Raw genomic sequence first — 25,071 nt, 5'->3', positions numbered from 1 at the left:
TGAAATTTACAGCTTCTTTCTATTTAGTAAAACCTACTTCATTCCACAAAGGATGATTATTGTTTTGTTTTGACGGCTTAAGCGAATAGCCGGAAATCTTGTCATTAACTGCAAAGATCTGATAGGAATTATCAACTGGGATAACATAGGCTTCATCATTCATATATCTTTGCCATTCATGAAATTTTTTAACCCGATAATCATGATTAAAAGCCTTTTGAGAATTTATCTCATCCAAAAGTTTATTGTTTTTTTCAGTTACAAATCTGGTCATGTTAAAAGGTGCTGATTCACTATAATATGGATGTGGCGAAGGTTCAGTAGGTGTTGACCAACCAGCCAGATACATGTCGACGCCTTTATTATCATGTTGTAATTTATCATAGAAAGAATTGTGTTCAATTAAACGACCCGTGGACAATTGTACATTCAGTCCAACTTTATGCCACTGCTGCAAGTAGTTTTGAACTATTGGCTCCTGAGTAGTATCTCCACTCATAGCTGCAAAATGAATTACCAAAGGCTTGCCATTTGGCTGAACGCGCCACTTTCCTTTCTTCTTGTAACCCGCTTTATCCAAAATCTGATTTGCCTTTTTTAAGTCGTAATTATATCCTTTCTCAGTTTTATCAAAATAGTCACCAAACTTTTCTGGAACCAAAGTTTTTACTCTAAACGTTAAACCATATGTATAACGCCTATTAACCGCATCAACATTCATGGCATAACCTATTGCCTGCCTTAAAGCCTTATTATTCATTTTAGCATTAGGATTCATAACATTCTTGCTCTTTTCAGCATCCCATTTTCCTACTTTAAAGCCTAAATAATGATAAGCAATTGGGATTTGGGCAATGAAGTTCACGTTTTTAGTATTTTTAACTTGTGGCCACTGGGTATTAATTACAGGAATAATATCAAATTTATGACTTTTAATTGCTTGAGAAGCAGAATTAGGAGATACCACTGAAATAACAACTTTATCTAATTTTGGTTTCCCTCTCCAGTAATATTTGTTCGGTACCCAGGTTGCAGATTGCCCTCTAACTAGTTTTTCAATCTTAAACGGTCCGAAAAATAAGGGATTCTTCCTGATCCTATCTGAAGACTTTAAGTTAGCAAAAGGAATATCTTTTAAATAATGATAAGGTTCAACTGCTTCCCAAAGCGAACGACTTCCTGCATTTGACATACTTGGATTTAAAGCTGAGCAGTGTAAAACAACTTTACGGCCATTTTCTCCATCAGGCATTTCAATTCCAGAAATAGTTTTAGCTTTGCCTTCGTGATATTCTTTTAAGCCCTTTAAGACTTCAAACTGACTGCTATACCGCGGACAAGCTGTATCTTTGTTAGCCAAAATCTCATACGCATATTCGAAATCTTTGGCTACTACTTGCTTACCGTCAGACCATTTAACGCCCTTTTTAATATTGATTGTGATCGTCTTATTTTTAGGATCTAATTTACGTGTAGCTGGACCTTTATCAGTGACACCATATTGATCATCACTATCGAATAAAGTTTCTTGACCGGGAGCTGCAACCATTGAGTCTAGGTCTTCAGAGGAAAGTTCTTGTGAAAAAATACCTGAAAAAGGTGTATCTGTAACAACTGCAACTTTCACAGTTCCACCATCTTTAACATTCTTTTTAGGAGCTTCAACAGGAAATTTTTTCACTGTATTAGTGTCATCACTATTGTTAGCACTTTTAGCACAGGCTGCCAGTGTTATGGTAGCTAGACTCAAAATGCCAGCAGAAGCAAGCTTACTTCTTTTTTTCATAAAAATCACTCATTTCATTATATTTTACTAATATTATTAATAAATTTTTCATTTATGTCAAATCGTATAATCATATATTTTAAAGGTGTATTTAAAAGAATTTTTATTTAGTGTAAAATAACAAATGCTTCTGTATAATTTTAATATGGAAAAAATAAATATAGAAAGAGTTAGAAAGTGAATATGAACAAGCAAAAAATTGCCGATTTAGCTCAAAAAGCTATTAATACTTTTAATTTACCCAGTTTAGGAATTGGTGTTTATCACAAAGGTGAAAGCTATAGTCATGTATATGGTCAAGCTGAGCAAGACAATCTTTATCCTTTAGCTTCAATTTCCAAAACATTTTTTGCTACTGCAGTTTGTCAATTAGCTGATAAAGGTAAGATAAATCTAGATGATCCTTTAAAAATGTCTTGGCCTGAGCTTAAGCTAGAAGATAAATATGCTGAAGATCATTTAACATGGAGGGATGCCCTTAGCCATCAAAGTGGCTTACCAGCTCACGATCTAATGCGTTTCACTAATATGAACAAGCATGATCTTTCTTTAAAAGAAAAAGCTGAACATGTTGGTCATTTAAAGCCTAACCATGAATTACGTTATAAAATGCAATACAGCAACCTGGTCTTTGCTTTAGCCACCTATGCTTTTGAGCAAGTAATTGGCGAAGATTACGGTACTTATGAGCAACAGCATTTACTCGAACCCCTTAAGTTAACCAGAACTTATATTAACCATCATGAAGCACCAAGAGAAGATATAGTTAAACCATATATTAGAGACAAAGGAATTACAGAAGAGGTTCCTTTTATTGCACCTGGTAAAGTTGGTGGTGCCAGCAGTATGCTCTCATCTATTTCGGATTTACTTACCTGGGCTGAATACCAGTTAAAATTGCAAAAAGAAAACAAAGGCAATGCCATGGCTGAACACTTTTTGCCTCAATCAATTATGGCTCCAAGCCGTGCTTACGGCGGTGCTAATTTTGGTGCTTACGGTTTAGGTATGATGATGGAAGATTACCGCGGACACAAATACTTCTACCACAGTGGTTCATACATTGGTTACTGCTCTTTCATGGGCTTTGTTCCTGATCTTGATTTAGCTTTTGTTTCGACCACAAATATGGATTCAACAGATGCAATTTTTGCATTGGCATATCAAACAATAGATGATACCTTAGGTATTTCTGATACGGATTGGACTAGCAAAATTAAACAGATTGTTGATCAAAAATTAGCAACCCGTGAAGAAAACATTGCCATTCTTAAAGGAAAATCACCCAAAAATTTTGCGGCTAAAGATAATCTTTTAGGAGATTATGAAAACCCAGGCTACGGTTTAATCACTCTAAATGAAAAAGATGGTAATTTAACAGTTACAATTGGCAAGTGGGATTATCCTGTTATTGTTAATGAAAAAGGTAAAATGTATGTGGAAGAAAGATTGTATCAGCATGAGCTTTTACCAATTGAAATTCATCAAAATCAAGTTTTGCTTTGGACAGAGCGTGCACTTAAAGAACCAACTACTTTCACAAAGTTATAAATAAAAAGCTAAACTTTAATAATTAAAGTTTAGCTCAAAATTATTTTTAACAGATCAGTCTTACAAAAGACTGGTTTTTTATTTTATATGCGAACTAATCCAAGGCACGACCTTACCAATAACTTCATTAAGTTTGGTAAAATCACCAGTTTCAACATTGTAAGTATGGTTCGCATTTTCAACAGTAAACGAATCTACATTATCCATGTGACAGTTTTTAATAAAATTCAGACTGATATTTGGATCCAAAGTAGGATCGCTGGTACATACTTCAACTAAAATTGGATTTTTAAAATTTTTAATGTTGTCATTCAAAGTTGTTTTCAATTCATCAAAGAACCTGCGGTATACCAGTTCAACACCACCGCTACTGGTATGAACAATGCAGTAACCTAAATTATCCATTTGAAATTTATCATATGCCATTTCAAGAGGCTCAGAAGTATTGATAGCGCCATTTAGAGAAACTATAATTTTTGCTGGTAACGTAGAACAAGTAAATACTAAGCGACCACCAAGGCTATGACCTAAAAGTCCAACATTATTTTCTTCAACATATGGTAAAGACTGCAAATATTTAAAACTCGCTTTAACCTCATCCGTCATCACTTTCATGCCATAATTTTCTCTTGAATAAAGGTTCTCTCCCATGCTGCATAAGTCAATTCTTGCCGCAACGATTCCGGCTTCTACAATTTTTTTGCTAATTCTTGCTAACATATGGTTATCATTATTCCTGGAAGACATGAAACCATGAATCATCAATACAGCAGGAAATTTTTCTCCATCATTTGGAATATCAACTTGCATTGGCACCTCATGGTCGATGCAATTCAAAAACCTTAACTCTTCACGCACTGCAATTATCTCCTTAAATATATCTTTTTAATTTAATAATATAAGATATATTATACTGCTATTTTCCAGGTAAATATCAAAATAATATATGGATTTGCGACTACACATAAAAAAGGTCTACAAACTTTTGAAACAAAATTCCAATGTTGTAGACCCTCTATAATGATTAATACTTAAATTTTATCTGATCTCCAAGGATCAATGCCTTCATATAATTTAGCTTTTCCAATTGAATTAAACAAATCATTTTTATGGTGTATAACCTTTTTCCCTGCTTCAATTGCTTCTGGCAACAAATGATTTGGATCCCAGCCATCATTTTCGGATAAGATTTCACGAGTCTTTTCGAAGAAAGCATGTTTATAATCCGATGAAATATTAACTTTGCTAATTCCATTCTTCACTGCTTCAGCAATCTGCTCATCTGGATTTGAAGAACCACCATGCAAGACTAGAGGTGTATCAGGAACTGCCTGAACTATCTTTTGTAAAATATCAATTCTGATTTTAGGAGTAACATCAGCTGGGTAAATGCCGTGACTAGTTCCAATACCAACAGCCAAAGTATCAACACCTGTTTCTTCGACAAATCTTTGTGCTTCTTCAGGTGTGGTATAAATGCCTTCTTTTTTGTGTCCCTCAACATGAACTCCAGTCTGACCAATAGTACCAACTTCACCTTCAACAGAAACACCAACTCTGTGAGCCATTGTTACTGTTTCTTTAGTTAGAGCAACATTTGTATCCCAATCTTCAGCCGACATATCAATCATTACTGAACTAAAGCCATCATGAATTGCTCTAGCTGCACTATCCACAGAATCACCATGATCAAGATGGAGTGCTACTGGAATTTTACTGTCACGAATACGAGTTAAAACATAGCTAATAAAATCATCTTTGCAATATCTTAATTCTGTTGGGTGGATCATAATAATCGCAGGTGCATAATCAGATTCACATTGTTCAATTGAAGTTCTCATTAATTCCAAGTTTGAAACATTATATGCTCCTACTGCAAAATTGTTTTTTCTTGCTACCTCAAGCAGCTGATTCATATTTACTAAGGTCATTTTTTCTCCTCGTCTACTAATTACATTACATTAAATTAAATTAACTTTTTTAAATTAAATTCTGCATCACTTCCTCTAAATTTTTTATTGTAAATTCACACCTGAAAGGTCAACATCTTTTTCATCATCTTGACTTTCGTCTTGTGTTTCATTTATTTCTTTATCAGTCAATGGCTTTTTAATAATTGCCAATAAAATTCCTGTTACTAATGAACCTGCTAATAAAGCAATTACGGCAATCATAGGCTTAGACATAGCTGGAATGACAAAGATTCCGCCAGAAGGAACTGAACTTTCATTTCCCCAGCCATAACTAATCATTCCTGTAATTCCACAGCCAATCCAAGTACAAGGCAAAGTCCGTAATAAGTCATTCATTGCAATTGGAATGACACCTTCAGTTATCATGCAACATCCCATCGGAAAAGCTACTTCGATATTTTCAATTTCTCTTTTGGTATAAATATTTTTATGAAATAATTTGGCTAAAAAGTAAGACATAGTAATTCCAAATGGTGGCACCATGGCAGCTAGGACTTTAATTCCTTCAGGCCCTTTGATCCCATCAAGCAATAAGCCATCACAAATTAGGTTTGGAATTTTGCTGATAGCTCCACCAAAATCAGCACAACCAATCCAGCCAATTAAGAAGCCATATAAGGCTCTTTGTGACCGATCTAAGCCAGTAATGAAGTGATTAAGAGCGGTCGTGGCAGCTGTTAATGGTTGACCTAATAGGAAAAACATAATCAGAGCTGTAAAAATTGCAGTAACAGTTGGTACTATTAACATAGGCATCAGTCCGTTAGCCCACCGAGGGACTTTAATTTTTCTAATACCTAGTGCAATATAACCAGCAATAAATCCTCCAATGATACCGCCAAGAAAACCTGCTCCCAAAAAAGAAGCTATTTGTCCTGCAAGAAATCCAGGCGCAATACCCGGTCTATCGGCAATTGAATAACCAATATAGCCGGCGATGAACGATGGTAATAATCCCATTCCCAGCACACCTAAAGTGGTCATGCTATTGGGAAAGTTCATTTGTGCAAGGCTTGTTACCTGCTTACCGCCCATCAGATTACCTATGGCTATCAATAACCCAGAAGCCACAACTAATGGCAACATGTATGAAATGGAAGTTAACAGATGCTTTTTGACGGCTGATCCAGCTTTTTTAGCACCTGTGACAAATGTACTCATTTAAATCACTCCTTTTGACTCTTTCTTTCTTTCACTTCTTCTTCAATTTTTTTCAGCAATTGTTTGGGAGCCTTTACAACCAGAGAAGTACCTACTTTTACTGTCGGAATATTTTTAAAGCGCTCGTTGCCAGTAGTTGCAATATCAACAGCCAGCAATGCTACATCTGCCTCAGCAATTTGCTCAGGAGTTAATGCATTTTCAGTACCGATTGTTCCTTGGGTTTCAACATGAATTTCATCCCCCAATTCTTTGGCTGCCTTTTCCAACTTTGCCTTTGCTAGATAAGTATGGGCAATACCAGATGTGCAAGCACAAACACAAACTATTTTCATAATTAATCATCTCCCTTTGTTTCCACACAAAAGATCAATAACATTTTTCTTATTTTTGGCGGCATGTAGCTTATCAATGAAATCATCATCAGACAGTAAAATTGCCACTCTTTGTAAAAGCTTTAGGTGCAACGTATCCGCATCTTGATCCCTGACTGCAAATAAAATTACGGCTGTAACTGGTTTATCATCTAAAGTTTCCCAAGGTATAGGATGATCACTTAGACCAATCGCTATCATAGTATTTTTGACGGCTTTTGATTTGCCGTGTGGAATTGCTACCCCTTGACCAATTCCAGTTTCCCCTTCTTCTTCACGTAGAAATACGTCATCAATGAAGTCCTGGGTATTTGTAATATCGTCATCCTCTTTCAAAAGAGTACTGAGCTCTTTAATTACATCTTTTTTAGTTTTTCCATTTAAATGAAGGTCAATCAAGTTTAAATTAATGACTTTCGCAATATTAATTTCTTTATCAGCCAAATTTTTGACCTCCTATCTTTTTAAAATCTGAACAATTTCAGTTGCACTTTCAGCTTTGTTTATTTTTGCAATGACAGTGTCGTTAGCCAACTTGTCTATGATCTGAATTATTTTTTTAAAGCTTTTGTTGGATTTTTTTATTATTTTAGGAACTACTAAACAGATAAGCGTATTAACCTTGGAATCATCAAGACAATCCCAATCAGCTATCAAAATTTTTGATTTTAGAATCAATAACCAAGGCGTAAAATCGGATTCTAAAATTATGTGAGGAATGGCAATTCCCTTTACCAAAGCCGTGTTAGCGATTTTTTCTCTCGTTGACAAACTTTTTAAAACTGTTGCTTTGCTCACAAACATTTTTGAAGCGACTATATCAGCTACAATTTTAAAAGCCGCTTTTTGATCTGTTACATCAAAATCACAACTTTTAAGCAAAATTTCGTTCATTAATGATGTTCCTTACTACATTTCTGACTTTCTGCTCATCCTTTTTCGTAAAAAAGGCACTTACTAATTCAACAGGAATCTTTCCGTGATAATTAATAGGAACTGTACTAATTAACAATTCAATTTCAGGCTTATTTTTGATAATATTTTCAATATTATAATTAGAAGCTAATCCAACAATTTCAATTTCAGGGATTGAGTTTTTTATCTTGGTAGAAATAATTCCAGAGGTCCCAATACCTGTTGTGCAAATCACATAGGCCTTAATCTTCTTATTCGATTTATTATTTTCTTCATAATATTTAGCAAAGTACAAACAGATAAAGCCAGTTTCATCATCCGGGATTACCGGTAAATTAAATTTTTGACTTGCTATGGTTGCAGCTTTTTTAGTAGCGGTAAAAACTTGCGGATATTCCAGTTTGATATCTTTTAAAAGGGCATTTGGTAAGGATATCTTCATTTTCAACCTGCTGATCATGGCCAAAACATGATTTTTAATTTCATCTTTTATAGAAGGTGAAAAGCTGCAATGCAAATAAGCGGAAACTTTGGAAATAAAAAAGTCGGTAACCTGATCTGCCAAATCGCGATCATCAAGAACAATGCCATCAAATGAATTAAAACGAGAAGTTAGCAGATACTTAAACAAGTAATACACCTCGGAATCTAATTCTTCTCCTTTAAAGCCCAGATACTTTTTCATGTTTGATACAATACTTTTGCAAATGCTAAAAATTTCAGGATTCATTTTAATTTCTGTTTGCAAACTGGTATCTAAAGAAATTGACTTATCAATTGCCTTAAATTTTTTTGCCCTAATCAAAAGAACGTAAATATGAGCAAAAAAATTTATATTATACGGATAAGGTAACGAGCCATTTAAAACTCGCAGTGCCATTTCTACCTGGCTTAAAGCAAAATTAAAATCCTTTTGATCTAATTGAGAAGTATTTTTCCGCAAAGTTTCAATGTCAGTAGACTTATTAATGTGAAGTACTACCTCCATCAAAGCACTTCTGATGTCTTTCTCATTGCCAGTAATCCTTACTGATCTTTGTTTGCTTTCAAGTTTTAAATTCCACTTACATATTCTTTTACTGATTTGCTTTTCATCATTTCTCAAGACAGGTTCGCTGATATACAAACTGTTAACTAAGTCATAAATTTTAACATCGTTGGGGGATGCAAAAAGCAACTTTGCCAGCATGTTCTCCTGTCTGAGCTGTGTTGATGAATCATTATGGACATTGCTATTTGCCACATTTAGATAATTTGAATAATTTAGCTCATAGCCCCGCCCCCTTTGGGAAACAATTATTGGTTGAGAATATTTTTTGTTGATACTATTGATATGGCGAGCAATTGTTTTTTTTGAAACATTTAAACCATTTGATAGTTCTTCAGAAGTAATGAACTTATTGTGAAGCTTGAGATAATCAATAATTTCTTGACTAATTTCTTTATGCACTGGTCATACCTCCTGATATTTTTATTTTGCTACTTATGTAAACGCTTAAATAATTAAAAAGTGTCCGTTGTTTGTTTCTACAACGGACATTTATATTAATTGTAAGTAAAAATATGCTTATCAAGAAGTTACTTTATTAGGTAAAAATTGACTTAATTTAAATTTTTTAAACAAAAAAGCCTTCTAAACTGATAAATCAGCTTAGAAGGTAAGTTAGGTTTTTGATTGTCTTTATTATCAAATTAAATCAATAAATTAACTTTATATTCTGATAACTTATTCGAAAAAATTAAACTCAAGTTCACTTTAAAAGATTTGAAACACTCTTTTTTATCTTTTTCCACCAAATACTGGAAAATGACTCGAAGAGCCATAATCAAAATTATGAATATTTTCCAAAGTTTTCATGTCTATATCACTTATTTCAAAGTTCAATTCTGCATTTTGCTTCATATGCTCTGGATTAACAGACTTTGGCAAAACCACTGTATTGAGCTGCCAATCATATCGAATACATAGCTGTGCAACTGAAACTTGATATTTTTCTGCCATAGTCTTAATAGTATTGTTCGTCAGAGCCTCACCGTGAGCAACTGGAGAAAATGACTCCACAACAATGTCATGTTTTTGACAAAAATCAATCAACTTTTTTGGTGTTGCTCCAATATGACACAAAATTTGATTTACCATTGGTTTAACATCACTGTTGTCAATTAAATTCTGCAAATCCTCTGGCTGAAAACTGGAAACGCCAATTGCGCGTAATTTTCCTTCTTTCATAGCATCTGTTAATGCTCGCCAAGTCTCTATATTTCCTTCAAAATGACGATCATCTGACTGGTTAACTTCCTTCCAAGGTTGAGGATTGTGAATAATCATCATATCTAAATAGTCAAGATCCATACGAGTAAGGGTTTCATCAATCGACTTTTTAGCTTCTTGATAATTTTTGATTTCAGCCTCTACTTTAGAATTAATAAAGATTTGGTCACGACTAATACCTGAATCTTTGATACCCTGGCCAACTCCTTTTTCGTTATGATATGCCTGAGCAGTATCAATATGCCTGTAACCCATTTTTAAGGCTGTTTGCACGGGCGAAGCTACCTCGTTATCTGGGATTTTCCAGGTTCCTAATGCTAGTTTAGGGATTTTTACCCCATTATTAAGTGTAAATGTTTCTTCAAAAATCATGTTTATCCCTCCATACTTCTTTTCTTGAGTATAACGCTTAAATTGAACTTTAAGTCAATTTATTTCATTTAGATTTTTATGAACTTTTTGTTTACAATTAAATGTATATATATCAAAGAAGGTAAAAATATGAAATATGTTTATTTAATGCGTCACGGACAAACTTTGTTTAATGTCCAACATAAGATTCAGGGATTTTGTGATTCACCTTTAACTTCTTTAGGAATCAAACAAGCAAAAGAAACGAAAAAAGAATATTTTGAGCATGATAAAGTCAATTTAGAAGAGGCACATTGTTCAACTTCTGAAAGGGCAATAGATACTTTAAAAATAGTGACCGATCTACCTTTTAAAACACACAAAGATTTACGCGAGTGGAATTTCGGTACATACGAAGGAGAAGGTGAACACTTAAATCCGCCACTACCTTATAACGACTTTTTTGTTCAATTTGGTGGTGAATCCCAAAAACAGGTAGTCGCAAGAATCAATAAAGCGATTATCAGTATTGCAGAATCATCTCCTTATCAACATATTCTGATTGTATCGCACGCCGGTGCTATAGCAAATTTTTACAGAAAGTGGGAAAAATATAATACTTTTGAACGCAAATATCACTTTAAAAACTGTTCAGTCTTAAAATACGACTACGAAAATGGTGTTTTTCGTTTGCAGTCGATTTTTAACCCCAGCTGTTAAAGCAAAGAGAGATCAATAATTCAGATTGATCTCTCTTATATTATAATTATTAAATTATTCCAAGTTCAATGAACTCTTGTCAAAACCTGCTGACTTAATTTTGTCATCAATTGATGGAGTACCAAGCCAAGTGATCATTTCCTTCATTGAAGCTGTAATTGCTTCAGTACCAGGAAGAAGAAGCTTACGAGGGTCATAACCCTTGTTATCCTTGTCTTCATCCTTGTGAGCTTCAAAGTACTTACGAGTAGCAGCTTGGAAAGCCAATTGGAATTCAGTGTTAATGTTAACTTTAGAAATTCCAAGGGAAATAGCCTTCTTAACTTGCTCTTCAGGAATGCCTGAACCACCATGTAAAACTAATGGTACAGAAACTGCATCAGCAATTTCCTTTAAGCGATCAAAGTTCAAGCCCTTCCAGCCTTCTGGGTAAACGCCGTGAATGTTGCCAATACCACAAGCAAGTTTATCAACACCTGCAGCTACAAAAGTTTTTGCGTCTTCAACAGATGCTAATTCTCCACCATCGGCACCTTGGTTTTCACCAATTTTACCAATTTCAGCTTCAACTGAAATACCGCGTTCATGAGCTAACTTAACGATTTCCTTGGTTTTAGCTAAGTTTTCTTCAGTTGGTAAAGCATGACCATCAAACATAACGGATGAGTAGCCAAGAGCAATACATTCTTTAGCAGCTTCAAAACTACCATGGTCTAAGTTCAATACAACTGGAACTGAAATGTCCATTGCATCCATTTCGTCTTCAACTAAGTCTTTAGCAACTTTATAGCCACCCATGTACTTAGCTGCACCCATTGACACCTGAATTAAAACTGGGGTTCTTGTTTCCTCAGCTGCTTGCAAAATTGCACGTGTCCATTCCAAGTTGTTAGTGTTATAAGCACCTACTGCATAATGGTTTTTACGAGCATCTTTAAAGATTTGATTACCATTATCTAAATATGCCATTAAATATACCTCCTATTAAACTTACAGTCATATTGTATCGTATTAATTAATCGTTGAACAATCTTTTATTTGATGTAAACGTTATTATTTAAAACTTTTACATTTCTTTAGGAGCATTCACACCTAATAGACGCAAAGATTCAGTTAAAACAATTGAAGTTGCCTGGACTAATGCCAATCGAGCACTAATTTGATCATCATCTACTAAAACTTTAACATTTGCATAATACTTGTTAAATTTCTTAGCTAAATCAAGAGCAAACTTAGCAATAACTGACGGCTCAAACTTATCACTGCTGCGAGCAATGATACGAGGAAAATCAGCAAGGGACTTAGCAACACCAAAAGACCAGTCATCATCGATTTTTATATCTGTTAATTGCGGTTCGTGACCTTGAGCAGCTGCCTTGCGCAAAACACTTTGTGCACGAGCATTTGTATACTGCACATATGGACCTGTGTCACCTTCAAAACGAACAACTTCATCAAGGTCAAAGTCAAAGTTTTCGGTTCTTTCATTCTTTAAATCATGAAAAATAACTGCGCCAACTCCAACATCATGAGCTACTTGATCTTTATTGGTCAAATCAGGATTTTTCTGCTCAATTTGTTTTTGAGCTAGTTTAACGGCATCTTGTAAAACTTGATCAAGAAATACCACATTGCCTTTTCTAGTAGATAATTTTTTACCATTTTGAGTAATCAATCCAAAAGGAACATGGTAAATTTCATCAGCCCAATCATAACCCATTTTTTTCAAAACAGATTTTAATTCTACAAAATGCTGAGCCTGTTCGTTGCCGACCACATAAAGCATTTTAACAAAATGATAAGTTTTCATACGATAAATCGCAGCTGCCAGATCACGTGTCAAGTAGATGCTAGTACCATCTGATTTAACAATCAAAGCTGGATTTTCATCTTCACCCATGTCAACCACTTGTGCACCACGAGATTCATGTAAAAGTCCTTTTTCTTTCAGTTCATCAATCACAGGTTGCATTTTATCGTTAAAGAAAGCCTCACCTTTATACGAATCAAAAGTGACACCCAATTCTTTGTAAATACGGTTGAAATCAGCCAAGGAAACATCCCGGAACCATTGCCATAATTTAACTGCTTCTGGATCACCCTCTTCCAATTTCTTAAACCACGCGCGACCTTCATCTTCAAGCTCAGGGTGCTTTTCAGCTTCTTTATGGAACTTGACGTAATATTTAAATAAATTCATGATCGGGTCTTTTTTAACGTCTTCTTCCACACCCCAGTGCTTGTAGGCCGCTATTAATTTACCAAATTGTGTACCGTAATCACCTAAATAGTTGATTTTAATTGGTGTGTAACCAACTTTTTGCAGGGTCTTGGCAATTGAATTGCCAATTACTGTTGACCTTAAGTGCCCCATCGACATTGGTTTTGCAATGTTGGGGCTAGACATATCAATAGGAACATTCCCCTCTCCCAATTTTTGGTCACCATAATGTTCTTTTTGTTGCAAGATTTCTGTGAGAGTTTGTGAAATCAACTTGCTGTGATTGATAGAAAAATTAACGTAGGGTCCAACAGCTTTAATTGAAGCAAAGTCGCTGCTTTTTAGTTTGTCTGCAATATTTTGCGCAATAACTACAGGATTTTGATGCAGCATTTTTGCCAATGCAAAGGCTGGAAAAGCATAGTCACCCATTTTTTCATTTTTTGGTCTTTCAATTAATGAATTGATTTGATCTTTGGAAAGGTCAACCTGACTAGCGATTAAGTCAACTACCTTATCTTTAAAATCCATTTTTCCTCCTAAATGCCAAAAAAAGTCTCTTCCTCATTATTTGAAGAAGAGACGAGTTATAACCCGCGGTACCACTCTATTTGATACAAAGTATCCGCTTATTAAATTTGCTAAATTATTAGTTAGGCACGCCTTCAGTCATTTTTCCAGCTTGACTTTCACCAACTCAAACTCGCTTTTCTAGAAAAATGCCTACTACTCCTAACCACTTTCATCAAAAGATTATAACAGGAAATGAAAGCTTAGCCAAATTTTTTAGTTATTTTTGATAATTACTTTGGTACCTACTGGAATATTTTCAGCCAACCAGCGTGAATCAGGTACGCTTAATCTGATACAGCCATGAGAGGCAGGCTTGACACCTAACTTTTCAGCCTCTTTAATATTGTATTTGCCATTGCCTTTCGTAGGAACAGAATGAAAAAGATAAACATTTTCTTTGTCCCAACTAGTCCAGTTATTAGCACCTTCATTTAATTCAGGATTATAAAAAGAATCTCCACGACCATTTTTAATTTTATAATTTCCTGTTGGTGTCAATGACTTGCCTTTTTTAAACAAACCAGCACTTGCAAGCATGGTGTACACTCGTTTATTACCCCGCAAGATGTAAACTCGATTACCCTTTAGGGAGACTCTAATTGTTAAGTCATTTTCGAGATGCTTAATTTTAGGATAGGGCTTTGTCTCACTTGGCTTTTTCCAATTAAAGGGGGAACGTAAATCTTTTGGATCCTGATACGGTCGATAAGATGCCGCTGTTTTAATAACAGCAGTTTTCTTTACTTCCATAGCTGAATTTTTCTTTTCTGGCTGAGATGGCATTGAAATTCGTGCCAGACTAATAGCACATATTAATAAAACACAAAAAGCAGTAAGAATTTTTAAAAGACTTTTCTTCATGTTATAACCTTTCTCCCAACCAAATTTTCAACGTAAAATATCTAATTAGCATATTGATTCATTAGCTGTGGCAACATCGCGCTTATTTCGGTCGGTCGCACTACATAATTATTTTCAGCAATTTTATCGCCTGCCAAAGAATGAATAAAAACTGCGGCCAGAACAGAATCCAAACTATTGCCAAATTGAGCTGTAAAGCCACCTATTATACCAGCTAAGGTATCTCCCATTCCACCTGTAGCCATGCCAGGATTGCCTAATGGATTTACAAAAATCTGATCGGCTTTGGTATAAATGTGAGTGTGATTTGATTTTAAAACCAAAATAGCATTTTGGGTAGGAAAAATCTTTTTCAAAGCATTTGAATTCGCACTGTCAGTCTGATATGAAATTCTAATTTGACTCAATCTTTGCCATTCCATTTGATGTGGTGTTATGACCACTAAACCGGGGTGAGTTGGAATTAGCTTTGGATCCTGACCAATCATGTCCAAAGCACTCGCATCCAAAACCAATATTTGATTTTGAGAAACATTTTGACATATCTTTGACATTAATTGCCGAGTAAAAGTGCTGGATCCTAAACCTGGCCCACAAACAATAACATCCATTTTTTTCATTAAATTTATCAAATTCCGATCACGCCAGTCAATAAACATGACCTCAGGATTACGTGCATGCAATGCATCAAGATTCATCGCATGGGTGGCCACAGAAATGAGTCCCGCACCACTATTAAGTGCAGCCTCAGCGGCCATGATAATTGCACCACCATAGTTTTCACTGCCACCTATTAATAAAATCCGACCGTAATTGCCTTTATGAGAGTCACTTGGTCTTTTTTTTATTACTTTGGTCAAAATATCTTCTGTAATTACTGCCATATTAGCCTCCAAATAGCCAGCGCCAAAACCTTACAAAAATGTTTACTCTATTTGTTGATTCTAAAGCATGGGCGGGCAACAATAGTCCATTAGGACTTTGCAGTGAAATAATTTTGTTTTTGCCAATCTTAAAGTAATAAGCGTTGATTTTTTGCCCTTTTTCTACTGGAGCTTCAACAGTTTTGGATGTTAAACCCACCTGAAATTTAGAGCCATTTCGTGGTATCCAGATCAGTGCTTTATTTTTGATACCAATATTTATCTGCCTGGCTTGTCCATTGTGAACTGCCATATTAGTGTGACCAATAATTACTTCATTACGCTGAAAAACTAATGGCTCGTACTTTTGATAAACATAATTGAGCAGTTTAGCTGTTTGAATAAAACGGGCAGGATCAGTGTTAGTAACATGTTTCGCTCCCATTATCACAGTAATTATTCGCCCTCCACGATAAGGTGCAGTGGCAATGAAACAAGCACCTGCAGCGTCAGTAGTTCCTGTTTTCAAACCATCGATTTTTAGATTTTTATGATATTGCGGCATCCCTTTTAACATCCAGTTAAAATTGCTCATTGGCGTTGCCATATTTTGGTCAATAAAGTCCATTTTAGCAATTTTAGTAGTCTTAAGTACTTCAGGATAATCCTGTATTAATTTCTGGCCTACAATAGCCATATCCTTGGCAGACAACATGTTCTCATCATTTTTACCTGCCCCAGGATAAGCATCATTACCAACGCTTTTGTTGGGCAATCCGCAGGTTGTATAAATGCGAGCATCTTTAATGCCCCATTTTTGCAACTGCTGTCTCATTTGCTTAACGAACGCAACCTGAGAACCACTAATTGCTTCTGCTAACATCATTGCGGCTCCGTTAGCGGATTCAATTAAAGTTGCTTGATACAATTGTCTAATCGTATACGTGTGCTTCATACGCAAGGGAACGTTTGAATACTCTCTGTTACTGGCAACGGCAAAAATTTGCCGAGTAGGCGTAACCTTAGTGTTCCAATTGATTTTTTCCTGATCAATTGCCTTTAGGGTTAAATATGCGGTTATCAGTTTTGTCATTGAAGCTATGGGCAATGGCTGATTAATATTTTTGCCATACAATAATTGGCCAGTCTTACTATCAATTGCTATTGCTGCTTTAGCATCTATAGCTACTTTATCTTGATCAAAATTATCAGGCAATTTTGAAGCAGCATTCACGTCAACTGGAAGTGCCAGTAATAAAAAGCTGATAAAAAATAGAATGATGGTTTTTGCTTTCTTTTTCAAGTATGATTCTCCCTTCCCTGATATTTTTTGGATTATTTTACGTTTTATGCTTACATTTTACCAAATTTTTGGTATGATTATTACTGTGCTAAAAATAATAAGCCCCGATGGCGGAATTGGCAGACGCGCAGCGTTCAGGTCGCTGTTTAGGTAACTAAGTGAAAGTTCGAATCTTTTTCGGGGCATCATATTAAGATAGTAAGAGCTAGTCCATTAAGGATCTAGCTCTTTTGTTTTTATTATTTTTCTCCGTTTCTAGCGTATTATTTAGAACTTGCTAATTGACAGTCACAGTAGTTACTTGAAGCAACTTCAATTCAACTAAAAATAAGCAAAAATTAAATGCTTATATTAGTATAAAAATTGCTATTCCTTTAAACAGCATCAATGGTATTTCGCACGTGATTTTTTAAAAAATTAGACTTGGCTACTTTTATTTTTAAAAATATGTTTTCAATTGTACTTAAATGATTTTTTTGTATTAAAATTATAGTAAAAGGAGGTATTGTCATGCAAAAACGTTTAACAAAATCTGAGGATAAGATTGTCTCCGGTGTCTTTGGCGGAGTCGCAGAATACTTTGGCTGGGATAAGGCGTGGACCAGGATTGGAGGCGGAGCCTTAATATTGTTTTCATTCTTTACAGGATTGCTTTTATATATTATTGCTGCAATTGTTATGCCTGAAAAGGATCACAGTAATGACACTCCTGACGGTGAATTTCATAAGTACTAAATTCTTAAAAAATAAATTTATTTGTCTTACTCAAAAATTCAAGTTCGATTATATGAAAAATTAGACCTGAATTTTTTTGTGCAATTTGACCTTTTTCGAATTAAATAATATGATTTATACAATAATTTACTTAAAGAAAGGTTAATATATTATGAGCTTAGACGTTAATATACTACCATCAGATTACATTGACTTATCTATTGGTGATTTTCGTTCTGGAATAAACAAAAGAATAATTGACAAACTTGTGAAACGAGTTGAAAAAGAAGGCAACGGATACACTCCGGGTATGGGTTTGCCAAAACTTAGAAAAGAAATTGTGACATATTACAAAGAAAAATATGGCATAAAAGATATTGATGTAGATAACATCCAAATCACAGTGTCATGCTTACATGGTGCATTTTTATCCTTAAAGTCAATCATCAAATCTCAAAGTGATGAAATTATAGTTATTGCTCCCTTCTTCCCTTCATACTTAAATTTAATTGCAGGAGTGGGAGCAAAGCCAGTGATAGTCAAATCAGAGGCTCCCGATTTTGCACTACCAAAAGATCAAATCAAAAACGCAGTAAACCAAAACACTAAGGCTATTATCATTAACTATCCTAATAATCCCACAGGCGCAAGTTTATCAGAATCAGACCGTAACTTCTTGAATAAACTATGTGAGGAAAACAACATTTTTCTAGTTGATGATCATGTTTATAGCGACTATCCGAGCACCTACAAATATCAACCAGTCTCAACTGACATTTCTCATCAAATATTAGTCAGCAGTTTTTCCAAGACTTTTGCTATCCCAGGAATACGTCTAGGCTATGTGATTGCTCCTGCCGATATTATTAAGCAAGACGGTTATTATAATGAGGGGATCACTTTTAGTGCCCCAACTATTAGTCAATTCATTGGTGAAATAATTTTACAAGAACCAGATCATTATACCCATCATATTGAAGAAATTGGACAAAGAGGTAAAAAACTAACTAATTTGCTTTCTACAAGTAAGTATTTTGCTTCCTCAAAGTATCTAGGAGGCCTATATATGTTTATTAAAATTCCTGATGAAATCAAAGATGTTGATTTGTACTATAAACTCTTAGAAGACCACTTTCATGTAATTGTTGCCAAGGGTAGTGATTTGGAATATTCCGACAGATACTTTAGAATTTCGTTATCTACCGAAAAAGATGCTTTATTTGAAGGTATGCATAAGATTATTGACTGTGTAGACTATACTTTGAATTATAAATAATTGCATTCTTAAAAAGATTAAGTCAATAAATTAAATATTATATTTCAGTTTAAATTAATAAACTCTTTGCTTATAGCGTTTTAGTTCAATTAGCGAAGAGTTTTTTATTTAACTTTTAAAAGCTAAAAGCTATTATAAGTTTATTAATAAAATTGTTCCAAATATATTTAGCCCAAAGAAAAAACTTGATACCGTTTTTACTACGGTACCAAGTTTTAAATTACCTTTTCACTTATGCATGAATATGCAATTTTTCTAATATAGGAATAATTTTATCCCCAAGAATTTTTTGTGCCAAATCAGACTTAATCGCAGCAAATCCGTAAAATAAGCACCCGACAATAATGGATATAACTACTATAATCAACGACTGCAAACTACTTGCAGGATTCAAGAACAATTCAAGTCCTTTTTCTACTGCCAAAACAATTAAAAACATGGTTACAGAAAATGCGGTAATTCCAATAAAACGTCTTCTTGTTCTATCCTGGTTGAAATTATAGCCAACTTTAAGGTGTTTTAAGGCCATAAAGATAATAACGAGCATCCCTAAGTTAGTGGCAATCAGCGGACCAAAAATCTTAAACAAATAGATCATTGGATACTGCATTAAAATTTTAATAATTAGTCCTAATACTAAATATTTAATTGCAAGACCATTTTCTGACAGACCTTGTAAAATCGCCATCAATACAGTGAATAAACCTAAACTAATTGCTGTAAATGATGAAAGATATAAAACATTTGAACCTAGCTTGTCATACCCATAGAAAATTGTATAAACCGGTGTAGAAATTGCTGCCATACCAAAAGAGGCTGGAGTCATGACAAATAGAAATAAATCTAAAGTGTTGCCTATTTGATTTGAAATCCCGTGAAAGTCATGCTTTGTGTGTGCTGCGGACAACAAAGGAATTGTTGTCACGGCCATTGCACTAGCAAGAGACACGATAATCATAATCAGCTTATTAGCATTTAGAGCAAATAACGCATACCAAGTTTCAATTGTATTATTGGATGCATTGATCAAACTGGCAATCATTGGATGAAAAGAATACTGATCTACCAGATAAAAAAGCTGTATTCCTGCATCAATAATAATAAACGGTACTGCCTGAGCAATAATTTCTGCAAAAAGAGCAGATGTTGAAACTTGTATTTCATTATTAGAATTTTCAACTAATTCATTAAGCTTGTTACGCCTCGAAAGCAAAAACCAGGCTAGAACGGCAATTCCAAAAATTGCTCCGATTGCTGCAGCTAAATTTGATTGCACAACAGCGTCAACAAAGTTGCCATGTTGCATCTGCATAATTATATAAGCGGTTAACAACATCCAAATAACTCGTGCTAATTGCTCTACAAATTGAGACATGGCTGATGGCATCATATCCTCATATCCCTGAAAATATCCCCTCATAATGCTTAAAACAGGGATTATCAAGATGGCGTATGACAGACTACGCATGACTTTTACCTGTCTGGGATCAATCTGCGAACCATTAGAAGCCAAAAAAGGCGAAGCAAAGTACATTATTGCAGCTGAAATGATACCCAAAATTACCATCAAAATCAGACCACGATGAAAAAGCTTACGTCCTACACCATACTCATTAAGCGCATTATATTTTGCCACCTGTTTCGCAACGGCGCCAGGAATACCTGCTGTAGATATTAAAATAAAAATACTATAGATATTATAACTTCTAGCAGTTAATGCATTGGCAATGTTGCCATAAGGTGACATCCAATAAAACCATGGAATAATATAGAGTGCTCCTAAAATACGTGACGTAATAGAGCCAAAAGTCATCCATGCACTGCCCTTAATGAAGGTATTTTGTGTATTTTTTTCAGATAAATTATTTTCTCTCATTAATATTCCCTAAATCTAGTTTACTAACTATATTATTGTGAATGAAAAAAAGCAATTAACAACAAATATACTTTGCACTTTAGGAAAAATTAACTTTATTTAGCTACAATATTGACAATTTTATTCGGTACAACAATGACCTTTTTTACATCTTTGCCTTGCAAAAACTTCTGTACATGTGGTAGAGCCAGTGCCTGCTTCTGAACTTCATCTTTATCCAAACCAACAGCTGCTGTAAAGTTCCCACGCAGTTTACCATTAACTTGTACCATAATCTCAACCGTTGACTCAACTAATTTAGCCGGATCATAGGTTGGCCATTTTGCAAACGTAACAGATTCATCATGACCAAATATTTGCCAAATTTCTTCCATCATATGAGGAGCAATTGGTGCCAAGAGGGTAATAAAACCTTCCGCATATTTTCTTGGAATAGTTTTAGCTTTTTGTGCTGCGTTAATGAAAACCATTAATTGAGAAATTGCGGTGTTGAAATGTAAATTATCGAAGTCCTCTGTAACTTTCTTAACAGTTTCGTTATAGATTTTATCTAAGGTGCCATCATTTTCAGTCACAATATTTTCTTGAGGAATAGCTTTAAGGTCTAAATCGTTAACAAATAAACGCCAAACTCTGTCCAAGAACTTTTTGGTAGAAGCAGGGCCATTATCATCCCAATCAATTGAAGCATCCAGTGGACCCATGAACATTTCGTACATTCTCAGACTGTCTGCACCGTACTCATCGATCACGTCATCTGGGTTAACAACATTGCCTTTTGACTTAGACATTTTATCATGATCTTTAAGAATTAATCCTTGATTGAATAATTTTTGGAACGGCTCTTCATTTGGAATAACTCCCAGATCATATAAAACCATGTTCCAAAATCTTGCATAGAGCAGGTGTCGTACAGCATGTTCTGCACCACCGATATAGAGGTCAACCGGCATCCACTTCTTGAGCAATTCGTAATCAGCTAATTTATTATCATTTTGAGGATCAACAAAACGTAAGAAGTACCATGATGAACCAGCCCAATTAGGCATAGTATTAGTTTCTCTTTTACCTTTACGACCATTTTTATCAACCACGTTGACCCAGTCTTTAAGATTAACTAATGGACTCTCAGGTGTTCCTGACGGCTTGATGTCAGTAGCATGAGGTAAAACGAGTGGTAATTCATCTTCTGGAACCAGCGTTGTTTCTCCATCTTCCCAGTGAATTACTGGAATTGGCTCACCCCAATAGCGCTGACGACTAAATTCCCAGTCACGTAACTTGTAATTAACCTTTTTCTCTCCAGCATGGTGTTCAGTGAGCCAGGCAACAATTTTCTCTTTAGCTTCCGCATTGTTGAGTCCGTTTAGGAACTCAGAATCTATGTGTGGACCATCACCGGTATAGGCTTCCTGTGCAATATCTCCACCCTTGATAACGGCCTTAATAGGCAAATTGAATTTCCGGGCGAACTCATAATCACGGGAGTCGTGAGCTGGGACAGCCATTACCGCACCAGTACCATAACTGCCAAGTACGTAGTCAGCAATCCAGATAGGAATTTCTTCATTATTTACAGGATTAATTGCATAAGCACCTGTAAAGACACCTGTCTTGGTTTTATTTAGATCTGTTCTTTCAAGGTCGGACTTAGATTCAATTTGTTTAATATAGGCATTGACTTCATCTTTATGACCATCAGTCATAATTTTTTGAACTAATTCGTTTTCTGGAGCTAACACAGCGTAAGTTGCACCGAATAATGTGTCCGGACGTGTACTAAAGACATCAAAAGTTTCATTGGAATTTTTAACCTTAAAAGTAATTTGTGCACCTACAGAACGACCAATCCAGTTGCGCTGCATTTCTTTAATGTTTTCCGGCCAATCAAGATTGTCTAAACCAGCCAGCAAACGGTCAGCATATTTGGTAATTCTAAGCATCCATTGCTTCATGTTACGGCGATAGATTGGGTAACCACCACGTTCAGTCTTACCATCAACAATATCTTCGTTGGCAACAACTGTACCTAAATCTGGTGACCAGTTAACAGGGGCTTCAGCCTCATAGGCTAGACCATTTTTATACATTTGTTCAAATGTCCATTGGGTCCACTTGTAATATTTTGGATCACAAGTTGCAAGTTCCCTGTTCCAATCATAGGAGAAGCCCAAAGTATTCAGCTGTCTTTTAAAATTGGCAATATTTTCAGTAGTAACAACGGCCGGATCTTGTCCAGTTTGGAGAGCATACTGTTCAGTCGGAAGACCAAAAGCATCCCAGCCCATTGGGTGAAGGACGTTATAGCCTTGACTACGTTTCATTCGTGCGACAATATCAGTTGCTGTGTATCCTTCCGGGTGCCCTACATGCAGTCCCTTACCAGATGGAAAAGGGAACATATCTAAAACATAATAATTTTTCTTTTTCGGGTCATTACCGGTTTTAAATGTTTGATTTTTTTCCCAGTAATCCTGCCATTTCTTTTCTACAACTTTGTGATTATACATATTTTTACCTCATAAAAAAAGTCCTATGAAATATTTTTTCATAGGACGAATAATCGCGGTACCACCTAAGTTCCGCGCCAAAAGCGCGACACTCATGCCCCTTAACGCGGAAAGCAAACGTTAGATTTTTTCCAGGCTCAGTTCACAATCTGCTTTTCAAGTCTTGCACCTTCCGACTCTTCTCTATAGAAAAACAAAACTGCTACTAGTTCCTGATCTTTATTTTTTGACCAATAATGATTATAATTTACCACAAATGCAAAAAAAAACAAGGGGAGAAAGTTTTTGAACAAAACAATTCAAACAAAGAGAGACACCATAATACCTGCGACGATATTTTTGATCTTATATGCTATCTGGGCAATACTGGTTGCTTCTGAAAATCAATTTATTCGTGAATTTGATCAAACAATTATTAGTATTATCTGCAATAACAATCCTGCAGTAATCAAATTTGCTACAACATTTACCAATTTAGGCAATACCAATGTAATTATGATTGAAACAATCATCATGGTTATTGTTTTAGCATTTTGCAGAAAATTTGCTTATGCATTTTTTACAGCTGGAACAATGATTGCAGCCAATGGTTACAACTGGATTATCAAACATGCAATAGCTCGTCACAGACCACTTACCCACCACCTTGTGACAGCTCACGGATATAGTTTCCCATCTGGTCATTCTGTTGGCAGTGCCACATTATTTGGAATTTTGATTGTTTTAACAATTTTATTAATAAAAAATAAAGCCGCTAAAACTGTATTATGTATCATTTGGGCATGTTTTCCAATATTAATTGGTTATACAAGGATTTTTAGCCATGTCCACTACCCTTCAGACGTAGTTGGCGGATTTTTAGAAGGAATATCATTTCTTTTAATCGGCTATTCCTTCCTTTACCATTATTATTTAGAAAACCAAAGAGCACAAAGTACTATTTATTAAATAAAAAGGATTCAAGCTTATTTTCAAAGCCTTGGATCCTTTTTTCATAATCACTCTAATCTAGCGCTAGACGTTCAATGACTTCTTTGTATTCAGAATATTGTTTTAGTAAATCTGCCTTTTTAAGCATCTCAAAGTCATGATAATCAAATCCTGGTGAAACAACACAGCTTACTAAACAAAAACTGTTTGGTTTAGTAACTTCTGATGCAAAAATAGTGTGTTTGGGAACTTTGAATTGCATGAATTCTCCAGCAGAAACATTTTTCCTCAATTTAACAGCTGAATATTTACCATCTGGAGCAATACAATGAATAGTAATCGCTTCTCCATCGTGGTAATACCACATTTCATCATGGTTCAGTCGGTGAAAGTGAGAACAACTGGTATCATCAAGCAAAAAGTAAATGGAAGTGTAATAAAATCGATTTCCATCACTATCCTCATCATAAAATTGTTGATCACTAGTATAAACTTGCCTGAACCAGCCACCTTCTTGATGAGGTTCAAGATCTAGACTTTTAATATAATCATCGCGCTGCATTTTTTCTCCTTAGTAAAAATTTTAATAATTAAAACTACTTTCTACAAATCTAGCCTATTTTTGTCAAAATGTCATCTGAAAATTAATTTCATAAGGCTAATAACTATTATAGTTTTAGTATAAAGTTATTATTGTTTCGGTTATATGTTTTATTATTTATAAAAAATTTTAACTATTCTTTTATTAACATATATATTTTATTAAAATAAAAAATAGCTCTGTACAAATTTATTTTACTGAGTTTTCTCCTAATGATTTAAGTCGTAAAGCAATAATCAT

The 25,071-nt window shown here is 34.9% G+C and carries 22 protein-coding genes and 1 tRNA gene; 6 read left to right on the top strand and 17 right to left on the bottom strand.

Features of this window, described 5'->3' with window-relative positions:
• Positions 1-19 precede the first annotated feature (19 nt).
• Positions 20-1,786, bottom strand: a complete 1,767-nt coding sequence (locus tag LACWKB10_RS06060; RefSeq protein ID WP_034980084.1) for an oligopeptide ABC transporter substrate-binding protein — start codon at positions 1,784-1,786, stop codon at positions 20-22.
• Between the two features lie 183 nt (positions 1,787-1,969).
• Between LACWKB10_RS06060 and LACWKB10_RS06055 the strand changes: the two genes are divergently transcribed.
• Positions 1,970-3,337, top strand: a complete 1,368-nt coding sequence (locus tag LACWKB10_RS06055) for a serine hydrolase (RefSeq protein WP_034980082.1) — start codon at positions 1,970-1,972, stop codon at positions 3,335-3,337.
• Positions 3,338-3,415: 78 nt separating this feature from the next.
• Here the strand turns inward: LACWKB10_RS06055 and LACWKB10_RS06050 are convergent, their stop codons facing one another.
• The 8 genes from LACWKB10_RS06050 to LACWKB10_RS06015 form a co-directional block, all read right to left on the bottom strand.
• Positions 3,416-4,147 carry a S9 family peptidase gene (locus LACWKB10_RS06050; RefSeq protein ID WP_034980078.1) on the bottom strand — a complete coding sequence of 244 codons (732 nt, stop codon included), beginning with the start codon at positions 4,145-4,147 and terminating at the stop codon, positions 3,416-3,418.
• A gap of 221 nt (positions 4,148-4,368) precedes the next feature.
• Entirely contained in the window at positions 4,369-5,268 is a 900-nt protein-coding gene (locus LACWKB10_RS06045) for a ketose-bisphosphate aldolase (RefSeq protein WP_034980075.1), read from the bottom strand.
• An 84-nt stretch (positions 5,269-5,352) separates the two neighbouring features.
• On the bottom strand, positions 5,353-6,396 hold the full coding sequence (locus LACWKB10_RS06040; RefSeq protein ID WP_235191505.1) for a PTS fructose transporter subunit IIC: 1,044 nt from the start codon (positions 6,394-6,396) through the stop codon (positions 5,353-5,355).
• Positions 6,397-6,476: 80 nt separating this feature from the next.
• Positions 6,477-6,806 (bottom strand): PTS fructose transporter subunit IIB, encoded by a 330-nt coding sequence (locus tag LACWKB10_RS06035; protein ID WP_034980069.1) that lies wholly within the window; start codon positions 6,804-6,806, stop codon positions 6,477-6,479.
• A gap of 6 nt (positions 6,807-6,812) precedes the next feature.
• Positions 6,813-7,289 (bottom strand): PTS sugar transporter subunit IIA, encoded by a 477-nt coding sequence (locus LACWKB10_RS06030; RefSeq protein ID WP_034980067.1) that lies wholly within the window; start codon positions 7,287-7,289, stop codon positions 6,813-6,815.
• Between the two features lie 12 nt (positions 7,290-7,301).
• Positions 7,302-7,739, bottom strand: coding sequence for a PTS sugar transporter subunit IIA (locus LACWKB10_RS06025; protein WP_034980065.1), 438 nt, complete (start codon positions 7,737-7,739; stop codon positions 7,302-7,304).
• The gene (locus LACWKB10_RS06020; RefSeq protein WP_034980063.1) at positions 7,720-9,210 is read right to left on the bottom strand and encodes a PRD domain-containing protein; all 1,491 of its coding nucleotides are present in this window, start codon (positions 9,208-9,210) and stop codon (positions 7,720-7,722) included. Before LACWKB10_RS06020 ends, LACWKB10_RS06025 begins: the two co-directional genes overlap by 20 nt.
• A gap of 330 nt (positions 9,211-9,540) precedes the next feature.
• Positions 9,541-10,404, bottom strand: coding sequence for an aldo/keto reductase (locus LACWKB10_RS06015; protein WP_034980061.1), 864 nt, complete (start codon positions 10,402-10,404; stop codon positions 9,541-9,543).
• Between the two features lie 129 nt (positions 10,405-10,533).
• Between LACWKB10_RS06015 and LACWKB10_RS06010 the strand changes: the two genes are divergently transcribed.
• Positions 10,534-11,103, top strand: a complete 570-nt coding sequence (locus tag LACWKB10_RS06010) for a histidine phosphatase family protein (RefSeq protein WP_034980059.1) — start codon at positions 10,534-10,536, stop codon at positions 11,101-11,103.
• Between the two features lie 54 nt (positions 11,104-11,157).
• On the opposite strand, the gene fba is transcribed toward LACWKB10_RS06010, so the two are convergent.
• From fba to LACWKB10_RS05985, 5 genes are all read right to left on the bottom strand, one after another.
• Positions 11,158-12,072, bottom strand: coding sequence for a class II fructose-1,6-bisphosphate aldolase (gene fba / locus LACWKB10_RS06005; RefSeq protein WP_034980057.1), 915 nt, complete (start codon positions 12,070-12,072; stop codon positions 11,158-11,160).
• 97 nt (positions 12,073-12,169) lie between these two features.
• Positions 12,170-13,855 (bottom strand): arginine--tRNA ligase, encoded by a 1,686-nt coding sequence (gene argS, locus LACWKB10_RS06000; protein WP_034980055.1) that lies wholly within the window; start codon positions 13,853-13,855, stop codon positions 12,170-12,172.
• A 255-nt stretch (positions 13,856-14,110) separates the two neighbouring features.
• Complete coding sequence (locus LACWKB10_RS05995) at positions 14,111-14,758, bottom strand: L,D-transpeptidase (RefSeq protein WP_034980052.1); 648 nt, start codon at positions 14,756-14,758, stop codon at positions 14,111-14,113.
• Between the two features lie 41 nt (positions 14,759-14,799).
• Positions 14,800-15,642 carry an NAD(P)H-hydrate dehydratase gene (locus LACWKB10_RS05990; protein WP_034980049.1) on the bottom strand — a complete coding sequence of 281 codons (843 nt, stop codon included), beginning with the start codon at positions 15,640-15,642 and terminating at the stop codon, positions 14,800-14,802.
• A 1-nt stretch (position 15,643) separates the two neighbouring features.
• Entirely contained in the window at positions 15,644-16,924 is a 1,281-nt protein-coding gene (locus tag LACWKB10_RS05985) for a serine hydrolase (RefSeq protein ID WP_034980046.1), read from the bottom strand.
• A gap of 101 nt (positions 16,925-17,025) precedes the next feature.
• Here LACWKB10_RS05985 and LACWKB10_RS05980 point away from each other — a divergent pair.
• From LACWKB10_RS05980 to LACWKB10_RS05970, 3 genes are all read left to right on the top strand, one after another.
• Positions 17,026-17,109 (top strand) — tRNA-Leu (locus tag LACWKB10_RS05980).
• A 325-nt stretch (positions 17,110-17,434) separates the two neighbouring features.
• On the top strand, positions 17,435-17,659 hold the full coding sequence (locus LACWKB10_RS05975) for a PspC domain-containing protein (RefSeq protein ID WP_034980044.1): 225 nt from the start codon (positions 17,435-17,437) through the stop codon (positions 17,657-17,659).
• A gap of 151 nt (positions 17,660-17,810) precedes the next feature.
• Positions 17,811-18,914: a pyridoxal phosphate-dependent aminotransferase gene (locus LACWKB10_RS05970; RefSeq protein ID WP_052060313.1), complete on the top strand. Its 1,104-nt coding sequence runs from the start codon at positions 17,811-17,813 to the stop codon at positions 18,912-18,914.
• Between the two features lie 232 nt (positions 18,915-19,146).
• On the opposite strand, the gene LACWKB10_RS05965 is transcribed toward LACWKB10_RS05970, so the two are convergent.
• The gene (locus LACWKB10_RS05965; protein ID WP_034980042.1) at positions 19,147-20,790 is read right to left on the bottom strand and encodes a polysaccharide biosynthesis protein; all 1,644 of its coding nucleotides are present in this window, start codon (positions 20,788-20,790) and stop codon (positions 19,147-19,149) included.
• 95 nt (positions 20,791-20,885) lie between these two features.
• Positions 20,886-23,300 carry a leucine--tRNA ligase gene (gene leuS / locus LACWKB10_RS05960; protein WP_034980040.1) on the bottom strand — a complete coding sequence of 805 codons (2,415 nt, stop codon included), beginning with the start codon at positions 23,298-23,300 and terminating at the stop codon, positions 20,886-20,888.
• A gap of 285 nt (positions 23,301-23,585) precedes the next feature.
• Here leuS and LACWKB10_RS05955 point away from each other — a divergent pair, with 285 nt between their 5' ends.
• The gene (locus LACWKB10_RS05955; RefSeq protein ID WP_034980037.1) at positions 23,586-24,248 is read left to right on the top strand and encodes a phosphatase PAP2 family protein; all 663 of its coding nucleotides are present in this window, start codon (positions 23,586-23,588) and stop codon (positions 24,246-24,248) included.
• Positions 24,249-24,303: 55 nt separating this feature from the next.
• Here the strand turns inward: LACWKB10_RS05955 and LACWKB10_RS05950 are convergent, their stop codons facing one another.
• Positions 24,304-24,792 (bottom strand): cupin domain-containing protein, encoded by a 489-nt coding sequence (locus LACWKB10_RS05950; protein WP_034980034.1) that lies wholly within the window; start codon positions 24,790-24,792, stop codon positions 24,304-24,306.
• Positions 24,793-25,071 lie beyond the last annotated feature (279 nt).

This window comes from Lactobacillus sp. wkB10 (genome assembly GCF_000760615.1).
GTDB lineage: Bacteria > Bacillota > Bacilli > Lactobacillales > Lactobacillaceae > Lactobacillus > Lactobacillus huangpiensis.
This window is presented reverse-complemented; position numbering and strand designations above follow the sequence as displayed.